This is a genomic window from Leptothrix mechoopdaensis (SeqCode), assembly GCF_053893855.1.
On record NZ_CM132699.1, the window covers coordinates 999,358 to 1,020,405 of the forward strand.

At 71.0% G+C, this 21,048-nt stretch carries 19 protein-coding genes; 13 read left to right on the top strand and 6 right to left on the bottom strand.

Going from position 1 to position 21,048, the window contains the following annotated elements:
- The first annotated feature begins 40 nt into the window (after positions 1–40).
- From ACWA7K_RS04510 to ACWA7K_RS04525, 4 genes are read left to right on the top strand one after another with little or no spacing between them, the layout of a single operon-like run.
- Positions 41–565: a TRAP transporter small permease gene (locus tag ACWA7K_RS04510; protein WP_456166052.1), complete on the top strand. Its 525-nt coding sequence runs from the start codon at positions 41–43 to the stop codon at positions 563–565.
- Positions 562–1,821, top strand: a complete 1,260-nt coding sequence (locus tag ACWA7K_RS04515; protein ID WP_456166053.1) for a TRAP transporter large permease — start codon at positions 562–564, stop codon at positions 1,819–1,821. The genes ACWA7K_RS04510 and ACWA7K_RS04515 overlap by 4 nt, the downstream gene beginning before the upstream one ends.
- Positions 1,822–1,875: 54 nt before the next feature.
- Entirely contained in the window at positions 1,876–2,718 is an 843-nt protein-coding gene (locus ACWA7K_RS04520; RefSeq protein WP_456166054.1) for a transketolase, read from the top strand.
- Complete coding sequence (locus ACWA7K_RS04525) at positions 2,715–3,722, top strand: transketolase family protein (RefSeq protein ID WP_456166055.1); 1,008 nt, start codon at positions 2,715–2,717, stop codon at positions 3,720–3,722. The genes ACWA7K_RS04520 and ACWA7K_RS04525 overlap by 4 nt, the downstream gene beginning before the upstream one ends.
- 34 nt (positions 3,723–3,756) lie before the next feature.
- On the opposite strand, the gene ACWA7K_RS04530 is transcribed toward ACWA7K_RS04525, so the two are convergent.
- From ACWA7K_RS04530 to ACWA7K_RS04550, 5 genes are all read right to left on the bottom strand, one after another.
- Complete coding sequence (locus ACWA7K_RS04530; RefSeq protein ID WP_456166057.1) at positions 3,757–4,242, bottom strand: DUF1097 domain-containing protein; 486 nt, start codon at positions 4,240–4,242, stop codon at positions 3,757–3,759.
- Positions 4,243–4,748: 506 nt separating this feature from the next.
- Positions 4,749–5,477 (bottom strand): SDR family oxidoreductase, encoded by a 729-nt coding sequence (locus ACWA7K_RS04535; protein ID WP_456166059.1) that lies wholly within the window; start codon positions 5,475–5,477, stop codon positions 4,749–4,751.
- Positions 5,474–6,475 carry an AraC family transcriptional regulator gene (locus ACWA7K_RS04540; RefSeq protein ID WP_456166061.1) on the bottom strand — a complete coding sequence of 334 codons (1,002 nt, stop codon included), beginning with the start codon at positions 6,473–6,475 and terminating at the stop codon, positions 5,474–5,476. The genes ACWA7K_RS04535 and ACWA7K_RS04540 overlap by 4 nt, the downstream gene beginning before the upstream one ends.
- A 163-nt stretch (positions 6,476–6,638) precedes the next feature.
- Positions 6,639–7,457, bottom strand: a complete 819-nt coding sequence (locus ACWA7K_RS04545) for a CmcJ/NvfI family oxidoreductase (protein ID WP_456166063.1) — start codon at positions 7,455–7,457, stop codon at positions 6,639–6,641.
- A gap of 30 nt (positions 7,458–7,487) precedes the next feature.
- Positions 7,488–8,138, bottom strand: a complete 651-nt coding sequence (locus tag ACWA7K_RS04550) for a glutathione S-transferase family protein (RefSeq protein ID WP_456166065.1) — start codon at positions 8,136–8,138, stop codon at positions 7,488–7,490.
- Between the two features lie 133 nt (positions 8,139–8,271).
- On the opposite strand from ACWA7K_RS04550, the gene ACWA7K_RS04555 reads away from it, so the two are divergent.
- The 4 genes from ACWA7K_RS04555 (at position 8,272) to ACWA7K_RS04570 (ending at position 14,537) form a co-directional block, all read left to right on the top strand.
- A complete protein-coding gene (locus tag ACWA7K_RS04555) occupies positions 8,272–9,153 on the top strand; it encodes a LysR family transcriptional regulator (RefSeq protein WP_456166067.1) in 882 nt (293 codons plus the stop codon).
- A gap of 154 nt (positions 9,154–9,307) precedes the next feature.
- Positions 9,308–10,435, top strand: a complete 1,128-nt coding sequence (locus ACWA7K_RS04560; protein ID WP_456166069.1) for a metallophosphoesterase family protein — start codon at positions 9,308–9,310, stop codon at positions 10,433–10,435.
- Positions 10,432–13,161, top strand: a complete 2,730-nt coding sequence (locus ACWA7K_RS04565) for an AAA family ATPase (protein WP_456166071.1) — start codon at positions 10,432–10,434, stop codon at positions 13,159–13,161. Before ACWA7K_RS04560 ends, ACWA7K_RS04565 begins: the two co-directional genes overlap by 4 nt.
- Before the next feature lie 245 nt (positions 13,162–13,406).
- On the top strand, positions 13,407–14,537 hold the full coding sequence (locus tag ACWA7K_RS04570) for a GGDEF domain-containing protein (RefSeq protein ID WP_456166073.1): 1,131 nt from the start codon (positions 13,407–13,409) through the stop codon (positions 14,535–14,537).
- Here the strand turns inward: ACWA7K_RS04570 and ACWA7K_RS04575 are convergent.
- Positions 14,534–15,769 (bottom strand): FAD-binding domain-containing protein, encoded by a 1,236-nt coding sequence (locus tag ACWA7K_RS04575; RefSeq protein WP_456166075.1) that lies wholly within the window; start codon positions 15,767–15,769, stop codon positions 14,534–14,536. The genes ACWA7K_RS04570 and ACWA7K_RS04575 overlap by 4 nt on opposite strands.
- A gap of 207 nt (positions 15,770–15,976) precedes the next feature.
- Between ACWA7K_RS04575 and ACWA7K_RS04580 the strand changes: the two genes are divergently transcribed.
- Genes ACWA7K_RS04580 through xrtB form a run of 5 tightly spaced genes read left to right on the top strand, consistent with a single transcriptional unit; the run spans position 15,977 to position 21,035 of the window.
- Positions 15,977–16,840, top strand: coding sequence for an EpsD family peptidyl-prolyl cis-trans isomerase (locus ACWA7K_RS04580; RefSeq protein WP_456166077.1), 864 nt, complete (start codon positions 15,977–15,979; stop codon positions 16,838–16,840).
- 34 nt (positions 16,841–16,874) lie between these two features.
- Positions 16,875–17,729, top strand: a complete 855-nt coding sequence (gene epsE / locus ACWA7K_RS04585; protein WP_456166079.1) for a polysaccharide export protein EpsE — start codon at positions 16,875–16,877, stop codon at positions 17,727–17,729.
- A 25-nt stretch (positions 17,730–17,754) separates the two neighbouring features.
- Complete coding sequence (gene epsF, locus ACWA7K_RS04590) at positions 17,755–19,200, top strand: chain length determinant protein EpsF (protein ID WP_456166081.1); 1,446 nt, start codon at positions 17,755–17,757, stop codon at positions 19,198–19,200.
- Positions 19,197–20,126: a polysaccharide biosynthesis tyrosine autokinase gene (locus ACWA7K_RS04595; RefSeq protein ID WP_456166083.1), complete on the top strand. Its 930-nt coding sequence runs from the start codon at positions 19,197–19,199 to the stop codon at positions 20,124–20,126. Before epsF ends, ACWA7K_RS04595 begins: the two co-directional genes overlap by 4 nt.
- A gap of 36 nt (positions 20,127–20,162) precedes the next feature.
- On the top strand, positions 20,163–21,035 hold the full coding sequence (gene xrtB / locus ACWA7K_RS04600; protein ID WP_456166085.1) for an exosortase B: 873 nt from the start codon (positions 20,163–20,165) through the stop codon (positions 21,033–21,035).
- Positions 21,036–21,048: the final 13 nt, after the last annotated feature.

Below are 21,048 nucleotides of genomic sequence, written 5' to 3' on the forward strand. Positions count from 1 at the left end.
ACGCCGGCACGACCCGCTCGTGCCGGCCGAGGTGCCCACCGTGCAACGATTCCTCGACCGGGTCGACCAGGCCGTCGGCGCGCTCTGCCGCGCCGTGCTCTACCTGACGCTGACCCTGACCTTCCTGATCCTCAGCATCAACGTGGTGCTGCGTTATGCCTCCGGCTCCAGCCTGGCCTGGGCCTCCGAACTGCCCGAGCTGCTGTTCCCCTGGATGATCATGAGCGGCGTCGTGCTGGCCACGCAGCACGGCTCGCACATCGCGGTCGTGATCCTGACCCAGCGCCTGCAGGGCTCGCGTCGCTGGCTGCTGGCCGCCGGCTCGCTGCTGGTCGCCGCGCTCTACCTGGGCCTGTCCTGGGCCGCCGTGCCGCTGATGGAGATCGCGGCCGATGAACGCTCGCCGATCCTGCAGGTGCCCGGATCGATCACCGTCGGCTGCCTGCTCGCCGGCTTCGTGCTGCTGGCCGTCGTCACGCTGTGCCAGCTGCCACGGGCCTGGCGCCTGAACTCGCAGACCCGCACCGCCCCCACCGATGGCCTGACCGAAGGAGCCTCGTCATGACCGCGCTGATCATCGGCCTGTTCATCGTCGCCGCGCTGGCGTCGATCCCCATCGCCCATGCCCTCGTGCTGGCCTCCGTCAGCGCCTTGCTGCTGTCCGGGCGCATCCCCGTGGACCTGGCGGTCCAGCAGATGATTTCCCAGGTGCAGAGCTTCCCGCTCATCGCCATCCCGTTCTTCATGCTGACCGGCGCGCTGATGGTCAGCGGCAAGCTCGGCCAGAGTCTGGTCAACCTGCTGACGATGATGATCGGCCGCGTGCATGGCGGGCCGGCGCAGGTCGGCGTGCTGTCGTCGACCATCTTCGGCGGCGTCTCGGGTTCGGCCGTGGCCGATGCGTCGGCGATCGGCTCGATGCTGATCCCGTGGCTCAAGAAGCTCGGCTACCCGGCGCCGTTCGCGGCCGGCACGCTCGCCGCAGCGGCCACGATCGACATCCTGATCCCGCCGTCGATCCCGATGATCGTGTACGCGCTGGTCTCGGGTGCCTCGATCGGCGCGCTGTTCGTGGCCGGCATCCTGCCGGGCCTGCTGATGTGCGGCGGCTTCATGCTGGTCTGCTACATCCAGGGCCGGCGCCGCAACTTCCCGCGCGACACGACGCCGTTCGAATGGGGCGCCTTCGCGAGCCAGCTGGTGCAGGCCGGTCCGGCGCTGGCCATGCCGGTGCTGATCATCGTCTTCCTGCGCTTCGGCATCGCCACGCCGACCGAGGTCAGCGTGATGTCCACGCTCTACGCGCTGGTCGTCGCCGGGCTGGTCTACCGCGACCTGACCTGGGCCAAGCTCCGGCACGCCGCGATCGAGGCCGGCATCTCCACCGGCGTGGTGCTGCTGATCATCATGGCCTCCAGCGTGGTCGGCTGGATCGTCACCTACGAGCAGCTGCCGGCCGTGTTCACCCGCTTCGCGACCGAGACGCTGCAGTCGCCCTGGCTGATCATCCTGGCGATGAACCTGATCATGCTGGCCACCGGCATGTTCATCGACCTGCCGGCCGCCGTGCTGCTGCTCACGCCGATGTTCGTGCCGCTCGCATCGGCCGTCGGCATGGACCTGATCCAGCTCGGGATCATGATGATCGTGAACCTCTCGATCGGCCTGTACCACCCGCCGATCGGCACCACGCTGTTCATCACCGCATCGATCGCCAAGGTCCGCATCGGTGATGTCGTGGTCGAGCTGATCCCGTTCTACCTCGTCGCGATCGGCCTTCTGCTCGGTTTCGCCTACCTGCCGTGGCTCACGCTGCACTGAGCGACCGGCCGCATCCGACGTCTCCAACGACCCCCTTCCTCACGGGAAACCGACATGTCCGCATCCGCTGATCTTCGACAACGAGCCTGGCGCATCCGCCGCTACGCCCTGCGCATGGGCGAGGTGCAGGGCCAGGGCTACATCGGCCAGGCCCTGGGCTGGGCCGACGTGCTGGCCGTGGCCTACGGCCATGCGCTGAAGCTGCGCCCGGCCGAGCCCGGCTGGGAAGGCCGCGACCGCTTCCTGCTCTCGCACGGCCACTACGCGATCGCCCACTACGCCGCGCTGATCGAAGCCGGCGTGATCCCCGAGTCCGAGCTGGAGACTTATGGCAGCGACGACAGCCGCCTGCCGATGTCGGGCATGGCGACCTACACGCCCGGCATGGAGGTGTCCGGCGGCTCGCTCGGCCAGGGCCTGGCGATCGGCGTGGGCATCGCGCTCGGGCTGCGCCACAAGCGCAACCCGGCCTTCGTCTACAACTCGATGTCGGACGGCGAGCTCGACGAGGGCTCGACCTGGGAGGCCGCGATGGGCGCCGCCCACCACCGGCTCGACAACCTGATCTGCCTGGTCGACATCAACAACCAGCAGGCCGACGGGCCGTCGTCGAAGGTGATGGGCTTCGAGCCGCTGGCCGACAAGTGGGCCGCCTTCGGCTGGCATGTCCAGCGCGTCGACGGCAACGATCTCGACGCGGTGCTGGCCGCCTTCGAGACCGCCCGCACCCTGCCCGAGGCGCGACCGCGCGTCATCCTGTTCGACACGCTGATGGGCAAGGGCGTGCCTTTCCTGGAACAGCGCGAGAAAAACCATTTCATCCGCGTCGATCCGCCCGAATGGCAGCAGGCCATCGCGATCCTGGACGCCAACCGACCCGCTGGAGCCGACGCATGAACGCCACCACCGACAAGAAGCCCCGCCTGACCACCTCGGCCATGATCGCGTCGATCGCCAGCGAGGGGCAGCGCGTCCGGGCCGCACCGTTCGGCAAGGCGCTGGTCGAGCTGGCGGCCGACCGGCCCGAGATCGTCGGCCTGACCGCCGACCTGGCCAAGTACACCGACCTGCACCTGTTCGCGCAGGCCTACCCCGAACGCTTCCACCAGATGGGCATGGCCGAGCAGCTGCTGATGGCCGCAGCCGGCGGCATGGCCAAGGAAGGGCTGGTGCCCTTCGCGACCACCTACGCGGTGTTCGGCACGCGCCGCGCCTACGACTTCATCCACCAGGTCATCGCCGAGGAGAACCTGCCGGTCAAGATGTGCTGCGCCTTGCCCGGCCTGACCACCGGCTACGGCCCCAGCCACCAGGCCACCGAGGACCTGGCGATGATGCGTGGCATCCCCAACCTGACCATCGTCGACCCGTGCGACGCGCTCGACATCGAGCAGGCCGTGCCGCAGATCGCCGCCCATCCGGGGCCCGTCTACCTGCGGCTGCTGCGCGGCAACGTGCCGCTGGTGCTCGATGAATACGGCTATTCCTTCGAACTGGGGCGGGCGAAGATGCTGCGCGAGGGGGCCGACGTGCTGGTCATCTCCAGCGGCTTCATGACGATGCGCGCGCTCGAGGTCGCCGAGGACCTGCGCGCCGATGCGGTCGATGTCGCGGTGCTGCATTGCCCGACGATCAAGCCGCTCGACGAGGCCACGATCGTCGCGGCGGTCGGCGCGAAGCCGCGTCTGGTCGTCGTGGCCGAGAACCACTCGGTGATCGGCGGTCTCGGCGAAGCGGTGGCCAGCGCGCTGCTGCGCCACCGCGTCCAGCCGGCCGGCTTCCAGCTTGCAGGCCTGCCCGATGCCTACCTCGACGCCGGCGCCCTGCCCACGCTGCACGAGCGCTACGGCATCAGCCGCAGCGCGCTGGCCCTGCGCGTGAAGGCCTGGTTGAGCGCCTGAGCCGAGGCGGTTCGGCTTTCAGGCCCTCAGGCCGTCAGGCCGACTTCGTCAGCTTGCCCGCGACCTGCTCGGACAGCCAGCCGAAGGCGGTGCCCAGCACGATCGAGACGATGGTCGGCACGATCGCGTCCATCGGGGCCGTGCCCTTCAGCAGGATCAGGCCGGCGACGCTGGCGAAGCCGTAGACGCTCGACGGGATGGTCGACAGCAGCGGCACGTGCGCGGCCAGCACGATGACGGCCGCGCCGATGCCCACGGCCACGGGTGCCGCGAGGGCACCGAGTCCGCCGAGGTGGCCGGCCAGGATCACCGAGGCCATGCCGACGACGGCACCGAAGGACATGCAGACGGCGGTCTTCACCGCGCCGTCCGATTTCCCGCCGTTGTGGAAGAAGCTGGCCCAGGCGATGAACGCCTGCCAGATCTGGACGTTCATCGCCGCCAGGGGGCCCAGGAACAGCCAGGTCGCGACAACGGCGAGCAGGCCGATGGAGATCGTCAAGGCGATCAGCAAGGTCATGGAAAGTCTCCAGTTGAGGTGGGAATGCGCCGAGCTGCCGACAGGCCAGGAGCCTTCAGCGTTCCAGGGAGACGTCGTGGCACCGGTGCGTGCGTGCGTCGACCCTGCCGACTGCGGACGGCCAGGCGATGGCAGGCGGGGGGTGTTGCCTGCGCGCATGGCGGCACAACCCGGGACATGTCGTTGGAGAACGGTCAGGCAACTGGCCTTGCCAGCCGTTCGATGTCCGGTTGTGCCGGCCTTTCAGCAAGATGCATTCCGGCCCGGATGTCCCGTGGACCTGGCGGCCCGATCCGGCAAATCTGCGCGGTGATGGGCGGCCAGCGGGGCGAGGGCGAGGGAAGACCCTCAGCTCCGGCGGCTGACCAGCGGCCCTGGCATGCGCCGTTGGCGCATGGGGGTGTCCCATCGGTGTGTCGCATCGGTGTCGTGACCGATGACAGCGCGGCGCGCCGGTGCAGACCGGCGGCTGCGGCGTGACACAGTGTCCGGGTGTGGACGCGTCCTCAGAGGTCGAAGTTGGTCGGCATCATCACGACGTCGCGGATCGTCATGCCGCGCGGGCGGGTCAGCATGAAGGTCACGACCTCGCCGACCTCGCGGGCGTCGAGCAAGGAACCGGAGTCGCGCGCCTCCTGCAGCTTCTCGGCCGGCCAGTCGGACAGCAGCGCCGTGATGACCGGGCCGGGCGAGATCGAGCCGACGCGGATGCCGTGCTTGAAGACCTGCCGGCGCACCGTCTGCACGAAGCAGTTGATGGCCCATTTCGACGAGGCGTAGACGGGCTCCCACGGGGTCGGGAAGTGCGCCGCCAGCGAGCTGGTCACGATGATGTCGCCACTGCCCTGGGCGATCATGTGCGGCAGCACGTCGTGCACGTTCTTCATCACGACGTTGACGTTGAGGTGCAGCATGCGGTCGATCGCGCGGGTGTCGTTGTCGACCAGGTCGCCGCCGACATAGGTGCCGGCGTTGGCATGCAGGATGTCGAGCCGGCCGGCCAGTTCCAGCACGCGTGGCAGCAGGCGCGCGCATTCATCGGCGTCCAGCAGGTCGAGGGTCATCGGCAACACGGCGTCGCCGTGCTTGTCGCGCAGCGCCTGCATCGCCGCGACGTCGCGGTCGATCAGCACGACGCGGGCGCCTTCGGCCAGCATGGCCTCCGCGCTGGCCAGGCCGATGCCCGATGCGCCCCCGGTGATGGCGGCGACCTTGCCGCTCAATTTGCCTGTCATGTGCTTGCTCCTGTGGTGGGTGTGGATCCGTCCGTCGGCGAGCCGCCGCCCTTCAGGCGCAGCAGGCTCAGCCGGCGGTATTCCGTGGGCGTGACGCCCTTGACGTCGCGGAAGCGGCGGTTGAAGTTGGCGAGGTTGTTGAAGCCGACGGCCCAGCAGATGCTGGAGACCTGCTGGTCGCTGTGCATCAGCAGCTCGCAGGCCTGGTGCACGCGCACGCGGTTCACGAAGGCGGTGAAGGTGCTCTCGGTGGCACGGCTGAACCAGCGCGAGAAGCCGCTCTCGCTCATGTGGAAGCGTGCGGCGACCTCGGCCACCGACAGCTCCTGGGCGTGGTTCTCGTTGACGTATTCGACGACCTTGTTGATGGTCGATCGGGTCGAGCCCGGCGTCAGGCCGACCACGTTCTCGGACGACAGCAGGCGGTAGTCCTCGCAGCGGCGCAGCTGGCACATCAGGCCGATGAACTCGGCGAAGCGGGCCAGGCCGCGACTGGCGCGGATGCGGTGGAAACGTTCGAGCACACGCTCGCTCTGGCCGAGGAACTCGATGCCGCGCCGGGCGCGTTCGAGCAGCGGGCCGAGTTCCTCCAGCTCGCGGAAGGCCTGCATGCCCGCGCGCAGCGGTTCCTCGCGGAACTGGATGACGAGGCTGCGCACGCTCAGGCCGCTGGGCGGCAGGTCGGTCGAGATCCAGTTGTGCGGCAGGCGCAGGCCGCACAGCACCAGGTGACCGGGCTCGAAGTGGCCGACGTGGTCGCCGACGAAGGCCCGGCCGCGCGCGCCGACGATCAGCTGCAGCTCGTACTCGTCATGGCAGTGCCAGCGTTCCAGCGGCGTCGGGCTGCCGTGTTCGAAGCAGCGCACGAAGTCGCCCGCGTCCGGCGGCTCGTAGCCCAGCCGCGGATCGCGGTTGAGGTCGTGCTCGAACTCGGGGGTGAGCTTCGGCGTGGGCGTGGGCCTGGACTTGGCGGTGGACTTGTGTCGGCTGCTTCCCATCGGGGGCGGCTCCGTGTGCGCGGCGTGTCAGGTCGACACCTTAGTCGCGCCACGGTCACCGGCCGATATCCGGCGAGTCCGTGCTGATACTTTCCTGTCCGGTGGGGCGCCGGAAAAACACCAAGGCCGCACCGAGGTCGCACCGAGGCCGATGTCTCGACCCTCAGAAGAACGCCATCGTCCGCACCTCGATGCTCTCGCGCTTCATCGCGCCGGGCGGGGTGGTCGGGTCCTCGAAGGCGCTGTGGCCCATGAAGCGGGCCCGGCCGTCGACCTCCGAGTCGTAGGTCTTGAGCAGCAGCGCGTGGTGCGCCTCCATCTTCGGGAAGTAGACCCAGCGGTGCGCCGGCGAGTGGCGCAGCACGTAGATCTCGCCGGTGCGTTCGCGGTACTTCAGGTCCATGCGCAGCAGGTCGGCGTCGACCTGGGTGCGCGCGTCGATCATCGCCAGCGGCAGTTCCTCGACCCGCCGGTACAGCGGCTTCCAGACGTTGAAGAACGCGACCCGGCGCTGCAGCAGCGACTCGGCCTCGTCGGGCAGGATGTCGCGCACCCGCTGCGGGCCGCTGGCCGGCGTGTAGTCGCTGTGCACCAGCAGGACCGCCGGGCGCTGCACGGTGGTCTGCTGCTTCAGGTCGGCCGGCAGGCGCTTGCGGATGGTGTGGTCGAACACGACCACCCGCTTCGCGCCGGTGTGGCGCTTCACGAAGTCGATCACCTGCGGATGGAACTGCGCCCGGATCGACGCCTCGTCGTCGAACTGGTCGAAGCGGCCCTCGAAGTCGTGCAGCTCGAAGCCCTCGCGGTCGACCGAGAAGCCGGCCACCTGCGGCCAGCCGTCGTGGACTTCGACCTCGCGGGCATCGGTGCCCGGCGGGTTGAGCACGACCGACGGATCGGGCTCGTAGAAGTAGTAGTCCGGCGCGATGCCGTTGTCGACCGTGTACTGCATCGTCGCGCGGACGCTGGACGGGTGGCTCATGGCGGGCTGTCTCTCCGGCAGGTGCGGGCCTCAGGCGGGGCGCTGGGTGGTGAAGCCTTCGTAGACGGCGGTGTCCTGCCAGCAGGGCAGGGTCTCGACGCTCTCCAGCAGCCAGCGCTTGAGGTTGGGGTGATCGTTCAGCGGCAGCTGCTGCCAGCCGTGCAGGTGCATCGGCGCGGCCAGCACGATGTCGGTGATGGTGGGGCCGTCGCCGACCATCCACTGCCGGCCGGCCAGGCGGCGGTCCAGGATGCCCGCGAGCTTGTGGAAGGTCTCGGCCTGGGCCGTCAGCACGGCCGGGTCGGGCTGGCCGCCGAGCAGCGGCTTGACGCAGTTCTCGACCAGGAAGACATAGCAGGCCGGGAACCAGTGCGAGCCCTCCCACTGCAGCCAGCGGTTGATGTCGGCGCGGGTCTGCAGGTCACGCGGGTAGACGGCCTCGTTGCCCATCTTGTCGGCCGCGTACTGCAGCATCGCGTTCGACTCCCACAGCGAGAAATCGCCGTCGGTCAGCGCCGGCACCGAGGCGTTCGGGTTCAGCGACAGGTAGGGCTCCTGCTTGTGCTCGCCCTTGAAGTAGTCGACGTGGACCAGCTCGTAGGGCGCGCCGATCAGCTTGAGGCCGGCCAGCACCTTGCGGCAGTTGACGGTGATGGGGTCGGCATGGATCTGGATGGTCATGGCGTTGTCTCCGGTGTTCGGCGGTCTCGGGTGCCGCGCTGGGTCGGACTCTATGCATTGACGCAGGTCAACGCAGCTGCTCGAATGCAAACGTTTTGTCGCCGGAATGGAAACAATGGCGGTCTCATTCGACATGTTGGCGGCCTTCCTGAAAGTGGCCGACAGCGCCAGCGTCAGCCGCGCCGCACGCGAACTGGACGTCGGCAAGAGCGTGGTCAGCAAGCGTGTCGCGCAGCTGGAGGCCCAGGTCGGCGCGACGCTGTTCGCGCGCAGCACCCGCCGCATCGCGCTGACGCCGGCCGGCGAGGCCTACGCCGATTTCGCCCGCCGCGCGCTGGCCGAGATGGCCGCCGGCGAGGAGCGGCTGCGGGCCTTGCGCTCGGAGCTGACCGGCCGCATCCGGCTGTCGGCCACGGTGTCCTGGGGCCAGCGCGTGCTGGCCGGCAAGCTGCCCGAGTTCCTGCGCCTGCACCCCGCGATCGAGCTGGAGCTGCAGCTGGCCGACCGGCTGGTCGACGTCGCCTACGAACGCATCGACATCGCGCTGCGCTGGTCGACCACGCCGCCGCAAGGCCTGGCCTGCGAGCCGGTCGCGGTGGTGGGCTGGTCCATCGTCGCGACGCCCGCCTATCTGGCCGACGCCGGCACGCCGCAGCGGCCCGAGGACCTGGCCCGCCACAGCTGCCTGAGCTACTGGCGCGAGGCCTCCGACGACCTCTGGACACTCGCCCAGGCCGGCGCGATGGCGCAGGTGCGGGTGCGCGGCCGCTACCACGTCGACAACCCCGAGGCGGTCGCCGAAGCCGCGCTGGCCGGGCTCGGCATCGCGCTGCTGCCCGACTACCTCTGCCAGTCCGGCCTGGCCGACGGCCGCCTGCAGCGCGTGTTGCCGGGCTGGACGCCGCAGACCAAGTTCGGCTCGCTGATCAGCGCCGTCTCGACCGCCGAACGCCTGCGCCTGCCGCGCAACCAGGTGCTGCTCGGTTTCCTGAAGCAGCAGCTCGGAACCGGCTGAGGCGACGCGCCAACGCCTGCAGATAAAGTGCCTTCAACGTCGTCACACCCGCGCCGTCACACCCTCGCCGTCACGCCGCCCACTGACAGGCTCACCCGATGAGCCACCCGGACGGCAGCCTGTGCGCCTGTCCCCCACCTGACCCGGATCCCCGATGCCCCGCTTCCTGCACACCGCCGACTGGCAGATCGGCCGGCTCTACGCCAGCCTGCCCCCCGAGAACGCGATGCCGCTGGCCGAGGCCCGCATCGCCTGCGTCGAACGCCTGGCCGAGCTGGCGGCGCGCGAGCGGGTCGATGCGGTGCTGGTCGCCGGTGACGTGTTCGACGCCCAGAACGTCGCCGAGCGCACCGTGCGCCGGCTGTTCAACGCGATGGCCGCCTGGCCGGGGCCGTGGGTGCTGATCCCCGGCAACCACGACGCGGCGCTGGCCGAGAGCGTCTGGACCCGCGCGCAGCGGCTCGGCGCGGTGCCGGCCAACGTCCACCTGGCGCTGACGCCCGAACCGCTGCTGCTGGCCGACATCGGCCTGGCGCTGCTGCCCGCGCCGCTGACCCAGCGCCACACCCACAGCGACCTGAGCGCCTGGTTCGACACGGCGCAGACGCCCGCCGGCCTGCTGCGCATCGGCCTGGCGCATGGCAGCGTGCAGGGGCTGCTGGCCGAGGACATCGATTCGGCCAACCCGATCGCGCCGGACCGCGCCGCCCGGGCCCGGCTCGACTACCTGGCGCTGGGCGACTGGCACGGCTGCAAGCAGGTCGACGACCGCACCTGGTACGCCGGCACGCCCGAGCCCGATCGGCACAAGGACAACGGCGCCGGCCAGGCGCTGGTGGTCGACATCGCCGCGCCGGGCGCCTTGCCGCAGGTCACGCGCCATGCCACCGGGCGCTACCGCTGGCAGGCGGTCGACGCGGTGCTGGCGGTGCCCAGCGACCTCGACGGCCTGCTGGCGCGGCTCGATGCGCTCGGGGCCGACGATGTCGTCGCGCTGACGGTTGCCGGCGCGCTGGACCTGGCCGCCCACCAGCGGCTGCGCGACGCCCTGGCGCGGGCCGAGGCACGTTGCCGTCACCTCGGCACCGACCTGTCGGCGCTGCGCCTGAGCCCGACCGACGAGGACATCGCCGCGCTGCAGGCCGACGGCTACCTGGGCGAGCTGATCGTGTCGCTGCGCGAACGCCAGTCGCGCGCCGACGACCCGGCCGCCGCCCGGCTGGCGGCCGATGCGCTGGCGCTGCTGAGCGCCGAGCTGGTCGACCTGGAGGCCCGGACATGACGCTGCAACTCACGCGCATCCAGGTCGAGCAGGTCCGCAAGTTCCGCCAGCCTTTCGCGCTGACCGACCTGCAACCCGGCCTGAACCTGTTCAGCGGCGACAACGAGGCCGGCAAGAGCACGCTGGTGCGGGCGATCCGCGCGGCCTTCTTCGAGCGCCACGGCACCTCGACCGTGACCGACCTGCGGCCCTGGGACGACGGCTCGGCGACGCCGCAGGTCGAGATCGACTTCCGGCTCGACGGCGAGGACGGCCGGCTGACCAAGGCCTTCCTCGGCCGCAAGCGCTGCCTGCTGCAACTGGGCAGCCGGCGCCTGGAAGGCACCGAGGCCGAGGACCTGCTGGCCGAACGGCTGGGCTACGGCTATGCCGCCAAGGGCGCGAGCAAGACCGAGCACTGGGGCATCCCGGGGCTGCTGTGGATCGAGCAGGGCGCCGGCCAGGACATCCACGACGCCGCCGGCCATGCCCGCGAACACCTGCGCGGCGCCTTGCAGCGTGGCCAGGGCGATGCGTCTGGCGGGGTGGACGGCAACCCGGCCGGCGCGCTGGCCGCCAGCCTGGGCGACGCGCTGCAGGCGCGGCTGCTGGCGGCGCGGGCCGAACTGCTGACGTCGACCGGGCGGGCGCGTGGCGGTCTGGCCGATGCCCAGGCACGGGTCGACACGCTGACCGCCGAACGCGACGCGCTGGACCAGCGCATCGCCACCTACCGCGGCCAGGTCGATCAGCTCGACGCGCTGCGTCGCGCCCATGCAGTCGACGCACAGACGCAGCCGTGGCAGGCACTGGAAGCCGAGCTGGCGAGTGCCCGCGCGAAGCTCGCCGCGCTGCAGGACGGCGAACGCCTGCTGGCGCAGGACCAGCAGCGGCTGGCGACCTTGCAGAGCCAGGTCGACCTGCTGCAGCAGCAGGTCCAGGCCGGCCAGCAGCAGGCCGAGGCCCTGAGCCGCCGCGAGGCCGAGCTGGCGCAGGCACAGGCCGACCTGCAGGTGGCCGAATCCGCCGCGCAGCAGGCGCGTGAGCGGCTCGATGCCGCGCAGGCGCTGGCCCGTGCAGCGGCGGCCGACACCGGCCGCTGGCGCGCCCGGGCCAGCCGCGCCGAGCGGGTCCGCCAGCAGCGCGAGCAACACGAGGCGCAGGCCGTGCGGCAGGCCGCGCTGGTGCAGGCCGAGGCGGCCGCCGCGACGCTGACGGCGCTGCGCGCCCAGGCGGCCGCCGTGGCGCTGGCGCCCGAGGCGCTGAAGTCGCTGCGTGCGCTCGACACCCGTCTGCGCGAGCTGCAGACCCGCCACGACGCGGCGGCGACCCGGCTGTCGCTGGACCTGTTGCCCGGCGTCACGCTGACGCTGCAGACCGACGGCGAGGCCGACCAGCCGCTGACCGGGTCGAGCCGGCAGGTGCTGGTCCGGCCGGCCACGCTGGACATTCCCGGCGTGGGGCGGCTGGTCATCAGCCCGGGCGGGCAGGACCTGGACGAGCTGGCCCGCCAGCGTGCCGATGCGCAGGCGCGCTGGCTGGCGGCCTGCCAGTCGGCTGGCGTGGCCGATCTGGCGGCGGCCGAACAGCGGCAGGCACAGCAGGCCGACCTGCTGCGCCAGATCGGCCTGGCCGAACAGGCGCTGGCCCTGCACGCGCCGCAAGGGCTGGACGCCTTGCGGCGGGCCCAGGCCGAAGCGGACGCGCGCTTGCAGCAGCTCGATGCGGCGTTGGCCGCGCTGGAGGCGCCGCAGGTCGACCACGACGTGGTGCAGGACGGCGATCCGGACGTCGACCCGGCCACCGCGCTGACCCAGGCCGAAGCCCGCCAGCAGGCCGCCGACGCCGCCGTCCAGCTGGCCCAGCAGGCGGCAGCCCAGGCCGGCCAGCGGCTGGCGACGGCGACGACGCGGCATCTGCAGGCCCGCCATGAACGGGATGCGCTGGCGGCGCTGCGGGCCGATCCGGCGCGCCAGGCGCAGGACACGCAGGCGTCCGGCCAGCTGCTGTCGGTCGGCGCCGAACGCGCGGCGCTGGCGCTGCGCATCGAGCAGACCCGCCGCCAGCTCGACTTGGCGCAGCCGCGCATCGTCGAACAGGACGTGCAGCGGCTGACCGCCAGCGTCGCGCAGCTGCAGCGCGCCCACCAGCAGCGTCACGAGCAGATCCTGGTGCTGGAGACCCAGCTGGCCGAGGCCGGTGCGCAGGGGCTGGACGAGGCGCGTGCGCAGGTCGACGGCGAGCGGGCCCGGGCGGTTGCCCGGCGCGACGAGCTGCAGCGCCGCGCCGATGCGCTCGACCTGCTGTGCCGTGAACTCGGCGACCGCCGCGCCGCCACGCTGGCGCGCCTGCAGGTGCCGCTGATGCGCCATCTGCAGCACCACCTGGGCCTGCTGTTCCCGCAGGCGACGCTGGCGGTCGACGCGCAGCTGGTGCCCGGCGAGCTGACCCGGCCGGACGCCCGCGGCCGGCCCGAGACCGGCGCCATCACCGCGCTGAGCTACGGCGCACGCGAGCAGCTCGGCCTGATCGCCCGCTGCGCCTATGCCGACCTGCTGCGCGAGGCCGGCCGGCCGACGCTGCTGATCCTCGACGACGCGCTGGTCCACACCGACGCGCAGCGGCTGGCGCAGATGAAGCGCGTGCTCTATGACGCGGCGCAGCGCCACCAGGTCCTGCTGTTCACCTGCCACCCGGAAGACTGGCGCGACCTGGGCGTCATGGCCCGGCCGATCCAGGCCGGCTGAGGTTTTCCCCAGCCGGGTTACAGGTGCGTCACGACGAGCACCTGTTCCGGGGAGTCCTGAAATGAAAACGTTTGCGCCGAGTATTAACGCCGATCAATTTCCGGAATCGACTTGATCAAATCAGGGTAATTGAATTTCAATTTTGTCTGCATTCACCCGACTCTCAGGTTTCCCGCAAGTCTCTCAGGCAAGCTATGGTGTTTCCGAACAAACCGATCCCACCCTGACTGGAGCCTGTTTTGTCGATGCTGGAGCGCGCCATCTTTGGCGAAGCCCGCTTTGTCGAGAGCGAAGAGTATCTGGCGTTCCAGCATCGGTTCCTGATCCTGGTGCTGGTCGGCAGTCTCGTGTTCGCCAGCCTGTTCCTGTTGGCCGCGCTGCTGCAACTGCATCCGCTGCCGGTCGGCCACGTCTGGGTGCTGGCCGCCTACACGGTCGGCACGGCCGGCCTGTGGCAGGCGCTGCGGGGTCACCGAGAACGGCAGCGGTGGGTCACCGCCGGTCATGTGCTCGGCTCGCTGGTGGTGTTCTCGTCGGCCCTGGTGCAGGTGCCGCACAACGAGTTGCGACTGCTCTGGTTCTATACCTCGATACCCAGCGCCTATATCCTGATGGGCACCCGCTTCGGGTTGTTCGCGACCGCTGGCCTGGTGGTCGGGTTCGCGCTGGTGAATCCCTGGCTGAGCGCCCCGTATTCACGCCACGCGATCGTCAGCGGGCTGGTCGTGATGGTCTTCCTGGGTTTCTTCTTCCACGTCTACGTCGACCGCTCGCTGGCCTACTTCCAGCGCATGCGTGAATCGAACGAGCGCCTGCGCGAGCTGAGCCAGCACGATGTGCTGACCGGCGTGCTGAACGCGCGGGCCTACTACGAGCAGGGCGACCGGCTGATCCTGGCGTCGCGCCGGGTCGGCCAGCCGTGTTCGGTGCTGTTCATCGACCTCGACCATTTCAAGTGGATCAACGACACCCGCGGCCACGCCGCCGGTGACCGGGTGCTGCGGATGGTGGCCGAGCACATGATGAGCACGCTGCGCCGCAGCGACCTGATCGGCCGGATCGGCGGCGAGGAGTTCTCGGTGCTGCTGCCCCACACCGATGCCGCCCAGGCACTCGCGCTGGCCGAGAAGCTGCGCGGGTCGGTCGAGTCGCTGATGCCGTCGCTGGACGGCAAGCCGCTGCGCATCACCGCCAGCATCGGCGTGGCCAGCGGGCATGACCGCGACGCGTCGATCCTCGATGTCCAGCAACGCGCCGACCGGGCGATGTACCAGGCCAAGGCGCTGGGGCGCAACCGCGTGACCGCGTTCGACCCGATGCAGGTCTGGGCCCAGGCCTCGCCGGCGCATGTCGGTCTGGCCGGCCCGAACGGCTAGGCCAGGTTCCGGTCCTCGTCGGCCCGGTCGGCATGTGCGAGCAACCCGGCGACGCTGGTGATGCCCGCCGTGCTGCGGTTCCACCATTGCGAGAACGAGTCGCAGCAGGGGCTGACCTCCGGGAACAGCGCGGCCGGCGGGCGGCAGCGCGCCCAGCCCGACAGCCACGGCTCCAGGTGCGGTTCGGCCGTGCTGCGCACCCGCTTGGCGGCCGACAGCGCCTTGCCGACCGCCTCGGCACTGCCGTGCCAGCGCAGCGGCGTCAGCTCGGCCATGCGCTGGGCGACGAAGTCCCAGCGGCGCGCGTTCCAGGGTCGGGCGCGGTGGAAATCGGCCAGCCAGAGTCCGACCACGATGGTCTGCGGCGGCAGGTCGTCGGGCAGTTCGCCCAGGCTCCACGGGTGGACCAGCCAGACCTCGCGGCCGCGCACGTCGGCGGCGGCCGGGGCCTTCACGGCATGGTCGTCCGGCGGCGTCGTGCGCAACGCGGGCTCGTCGACGCCGGGGCGGTCGGCCTCGTCCGGATCGACCGGATCGGGGCTGCGTGCCAGCGCTTCCAGCGCGTCGTAGCCGGCGTCGATGACGCTGCCCGGGCTGTGCCACTCGGGCGGCGCGTGGCGGGCCACGTTCTCGGCGTTGAACAGGTAGGGCTTCTGGCTGCCGGTGCCGGCGACCCACTGCCAGCTCAGGTGGTTGCTGGCCAGGTCGCCGTCGAGCAGGTGGCCGTAGAGCCAGTCGGCGGCGACGCGCCAGTGCGTCTTGCGCACGTGGACGGCGTAACTCGCCAGCCACATGCGCGCATGGTTGTGCAGCGTGCCGCTGGCGTAGAGCGTGTGCACGGCCTGGTCGATCACGGGGATGCCGGTGCGGCCCTCGCGCAGGTCGGCCGGCACCTCGGTGCGGTAGGCCGCCTCGGGCAGCGGCCCCGCGTGCAGCGACTGCAGGATCGCGTCGCCCCGGTGGGCCCAGACATGGTGGAAATAGGCCCGCCAGCCGAGCTCGAAGACCAGCTTGTCGCCGACCTTCATGACGTGGCGGGCGGCGGCGCCGCGCAGCACCTCGGCGAGGCTGACGAGGCCGTGGGTCAGGTAGGGCGACAGGCCGGTCACGGCGCCGTCGAGGTGGTTGCGGCTGCGGGCGTATTCGGCCGGCCGGATCGCGACGATGCGGCGGTGCGCGGCGTCGCGCGTGGGCACCAGCGGCGGCAGCGCGAGGGGGGTTCGGTTGGTCATGGACTTCAGGATAAGCGCCCGATGGCGTGGAGTCTTGACGCCAGCGGCGCCGCTCGCGCGTGCGGCAGGGCGCCGGTGCAGGGTCGGAGCCGCCGTCGCCAGTACCATCCGGCCGCTTCGGTTGTTCGTGGCGTGCCCTGTCGTGCGCCATCGGCCGACCGCCTGCTGCCTTCCCAAACGTCCTTGCCCTTGCCCTTGCCCTTGCCCATGTCCATCCGAACGCGCGCCTTCCCCGTCCTGACCCTGCTCGCCGCCACCGTGCTGCTGGTGGCCTGCGGAGGGGGCGACAAGAAGGGCGCCACGCAGGTGGTCGCCAAGGTCAACAAGGAGGAGATCTCGGTTCACCAGATCAACTTCGTGCTGCAGCGCCAGGGCGGCCAGGGCGCCGATGCGCCGCAGGAGGCCAGCCGGCGCGTGCTGGAGGGCCTGATCGACCAGGAACTGGCGGTGCAGGCGGCGGTCGACCAGAAGCTCGACCGTGACGCCGCCGTCGTCATGGCGATCGAGGCGGCGCGGCGCGATGTCATCGCTCGCGCCTATGCCGACAAGGTCGCGTCGGCCGTCTCCAAGCCGTCCGAGGACGACATCGCGGCCTACTACAAGGCCAAGCCGGCGCTGTTCGAGCAGCGCCGCATCTACACGATGCAGGAATTCAGCATCGAGGCCGGCGCGGCTGCCGCCCCGCAGGTCGAGGCGGTGACCAAGGCGGCGCGTTCGCCCGACGAGCTGGCCACGCAGCTCAAGATGGCCGGCGTGAAGTTCGCGTCGCGGTCGGTGACCCAGCCGGCCGAGAACCTGCCGCTGACGCTGATCGACCAGATCGGCGCGCTGGCCGAAGGCCAGCACCTGACGCTGCCGTCGCCGGCCGGCTTCAGCGCCATGTTCCTGACCTCGGCCAAGGCGCAACCGGTGACGCTGGAGCAGGCTCGTCCGGCCATCGAGCAGTTCCTGTCCAACGAGCGCAAGCGCCAGGTCCTGGCCGACGAGATCAAGCGCCTGCGCGACAAGGCCAAGATCAGCTACGAAGGCGAGTTCGCGGCGGCGGCGGCATCGGCCGCTTCGGCCCGTTGAGCGCGCTGCAACACCGTTTTCCGGACGGCACCGCATGACCCTGAACCCTGCCAGCCTGCGCCGAGCCCCGGCCTTCCCCTTGCCGGCCCTGCTGGCCCTGCTGCTGATCGTCTGGGCGACGCTGCTGCCGGGCCTCGCGCGGGCCCAGGCGGCGGCCGGGCGGCTGGAATACGTCATCGGTGCGGGCGACGTGCTGCGCATCAACGTCTACCAGAGCAACGACCTGACGCTCGAAGCCCGCGTGTCCGAGAACGGCACGATCAGCTACCCGCTGCTGGGCACGCTGACGCTCGGCGGCCTGAGCGTCGCCCAGGCCGAGGCGACCGTGGCCGACGGGCTGCGGCGCGGCAACTTCCTGCGCAATCCGCAGGTCAGCATCCTGCTGGTACAGGTGCGCGGCAACCAGGCGGCGGTGCTGGGCATGGTCAACCGGCCTGGCCGCTACCCGATCGAGGTCGCCGGGCTGCGCCTGTCGGAGCTGCTGGCGACGGCCGGCGGCATTGCGCCGGGCGGTGGCGACATCGTCGTGCACACCGGCGTGCGCGACGGCAAGGTGGTGCGCACCAGCGTCGACATCGGCCGGCTACTGACCAGCGGCGGCGGCGAGTCGGACCCGGTGATCCGCCACGGCGACACGCTCTACGTCGAGCGCATGCCGATGGTCTACATCTACGGCGAGGTGCAGCGCCCGGGCGGCTTCCGGCTCGAACGCGGCATGACGGTGATGCAGGCGCTGGCCACCGGCGGCGGCGTGACGGCACGTGGCACGGTCAAGGGCCTGAAGGTCCACCGCCGCACGCCCGAGGGCCGGGTCCAGGAGGTCGAGCCGTCGCTGGCCGACACGCTGCGCGAAGGCGACGTGATCTTCGTGCGCGAGAGCCTGTTCTGAGCGCCACCCCGGAGTCGACCGCCCGATGACCTTCTCCCAGTTCCTGGCCATCCTGAGGGCGCGCTGGCTGTCCGCCCTGATCGTCCTGGCGCTGACCGTCGGCGGCGCCGTCGGGGCCAGCCTGCTGCTGCCCAAGACCTACACCGCCACGGCCGCCGTCGTGCTGGACGTGCGCTCGCCCGACCCGATCGCCGGCATGGTGCTGGGGGCGATGGCGATGCCGGCCTACATGGCCACGCAGGTCGACATCATCCAGAGCGACCGCGTGGCCCAGCGCGTGGTGCAGACGCTGCGCCTGAGCGAGAACCCGCAGATCCGCGCCGACTGGATCGAGGCCACCGAGGGCAAGGGCAGCTTCGAGGCCTGGGCGGCCGACCTGCTCAAGCGCAAGCTCGACGTCAAGCCCTCGCGCGAGAGCAACGTCGTCAACGTCGCCTACAGCAGCGGCGACCCGCGCTTCGCCGCGACGCTGGCCAATGCCTTCGTCAAGGCCTACATGGACGTCAGCATCGGCCTGCGCGTGTCGCCGGCGCGCCAGTACAACGAGTTCTTCGATGCCCGCGCCAAGGAACTGCGCGAGACGCTGGAGCAGGCCCAGTCGCGCCTGACGACGTTCCAGAAGTCCAGCGGCATCCTGGCCACCGACGAGCGCTTCGACATCGAGACCCAGCGCCTGAACGAACTCAGCTCGCAGCTGGTCGCGCTGCAGGCGCTGGCGGCCGAATCCGGCAGCCGCAGCGCCCAGGCCCGCGGCAACCAGTCCGACCAGCTGCAGGACGTCATCGCCAACCCGGTCGTCGCCGGGCTGCGCGCCGACCTGTCGCGCCAGGAGGCGCGGCTGCAGGAACTCAACGCCCGGCTCGGCGATGCCCACCCGCAGGTGGTCGAGCTGCGCGCCAACATCGCCGAGCTGGCCGCCAAGCTGAAGGCCGAGAGCCGGCGCGTCAGCGGCAGCGTCGGCGTGACCAACACGATCACCAGGGCCCGTGAGGCCGAGATCCGCGCCTCGCTGGAAGCCCAGCGCGCCCGCGTGCTGGCGCTCAAGCAGCAGCGCGACGAGGCCAGCGTGCTGATCAAGGAAGTCGAGACGGCCCAGCGCGCCCTCGACCAGGTGGTCGCGCGGGCCAGCCAGACCAGTCTCGAAAGCCAGAACACGCAGACCAACATCTCGGTGCTGACGCCGGCGAGCGAACCGTCGGACCCGTCCTCCCCCCGGCTGCTGCTGAACACGCTGCTGAGCGTCTTCGTCGGCACCTTGCTGGCGGTCGGCTTCGCCTTGCTGCGCGAGCTGCTGGACCGCCGCGTGCGCGGTCCGCAGGACCTCGTCGAGGCCCTGGGCCTGCCGGTGCTGGGCGCCTTGCCGCGGCCGATGCGCCTGCAGCGTCCGATGGTCGGCGGCGTGCCGCAGGCCAGCACCTTGCAGCTGCCGCCGAACGTCCTGGCCAGCCCCGACCGGAAACGCATCCGATGAGCACCGCCCCCCGCCCCGGTCACGCCAGCCCGCGCCTGCCGCAGCGTGCCCAGACGGTCGACACCTTCGGCGACCTGCCGCCGCATCCGGAGGAAGACCGCAGCATCGGCGAGATCATCCGGCAGTACCGCCACCTCGGCGACGACCAGGTGGCGGCCATCGTGGCCCACCAGCGCGCCCACGGGCTGCGCTTCGGCGAGGCCGCCGTGGCGCTCGGGCTGGCCAGCGACGCCGATGTCGTCTACGCCCTCAGCCAGCAGTTCCACTACCCCTACACGCCCGAGGAACACCGTGCCACGCGGGCCGAGCTGGTGGCCGCGACGCAGCCCTTCGGCCAGCAGGCGGAGGCCTTCCGGGCCATCCGCAGCCAGCTGATGATGCGGGTCTTCAACCCGGCCGAGCCCAAGAGGGCGCTGGCCGTCATCAGCCCGGACAGCGGCGACGGCAAGACCTTCTTCGTCGCCAATCTCGGCGTCACGCTGGCCCAGCTTGGCGGGCGCACGCTGGTGGTCGATGCCGACCTGCGCGCGCCGCGCCTGCACGAGGTCTTCGGCGTGCCCGGCCGCAGCGGCCTGAGCGCCATCCTGAGCGGCCGGCAGGACGACAACGTGATCTACCAGGCGCCCGACCTGCCCAGCCTGTACGTGATGCCGGTGGGCGTGACGCCGCCCAATCCGACCGAGCTGCTGGAGCGGCCCGCCTTCCGCCAGCTGATGAACGAGCTGCTGCGCAAGTTCGACCATGTGGTGGTGGACACGCCGGCCGCGTCGCGCGGCAGCGATGCGGCCGTGATCGCCAGCAAGTGCGGCGCCGCGCTGGTGCTGGCCCGCAAGGACCGCTCGCGGGTGCAGCAGCTGCAGGAGCTGGTGGCGACCGTCAGCGCCAGCACGGCCAAGCTCGCCGGCGTGATCGTCAACGAGTTCTGATCCGGCACGCTCCGGCGCCAGCGGACCCGCAGCCTCATGGACCCGCGCGTCGAACCCGTTCCGGCCCCTGCGCCCACCGCCTTCGATGTCTGGCCGTGGTGGATCGCCGGTGCCGGCCTGCTGGCGATGTATGCGCCGACCTTCCGCGACCTGTTCCTCGGCATCTGGTCGACCGACCAGCAGGGCCACGGCCCGATCGTGCTCGCGCTGAGCCTGTGGCTGTTGTGGCGGCGCTGGCCGGCGATCCGGGCCCGGGCGCCGGCGCCACGTCCGGCACTCGGCTGGCCGGTGTTCGCCATCGGGCTGCTGCTGTACCTGGCCGGCCGCTCGCAGGACATCCTGATGTTCGAGGTCGGTGCGCTGGTCTGGCTGCTGGCCGCCGTCGTGCTGCTGCTGCACGGCACGGCGGCGCTGCGGCTGCTGGCCTTCGCGCTGTTCTTCATGCTGTTCATGGTCCCGCTGCCGGGCCTGCTGGTCGACACGGTGACGCAGCCGATGAAGCTGGCCGTGTCCTGGGCCGCCGAGGCCGTGCTGCACGGGGTCGGCTACCCGGTCAGCCGCAGCGGCGTGATCCTGCAGGTCGGCCAGTACCAGCTGCTGGTGGCCGATGCCTGTGCCGGCCTGCAGACGCTGTTCACGCTGGAGGCGATGGGCCTGCTCTACCTGAACCTGGTGCGCCACGGCAGCCTCGCCCGCAACGTGCTGCTGGCGCTGCTGATCGTGCCGATCAGCTTCAGCGCCAACGTGATCCGCGTGATCGCGCTGTCGCTGATCACCTTCCATTTCGGCGACGCGGCCGGGCAGGGTTTCCTGCACGGCTTCGCCGGCATGGTGCTGTTCCTCGCCGCCCTGCTGCTGATCATGCTGGTCGACGGCCTGCTGCGGCTGGGCGTCGGCCGACCGGCCTGAACCGCGCGAGCGA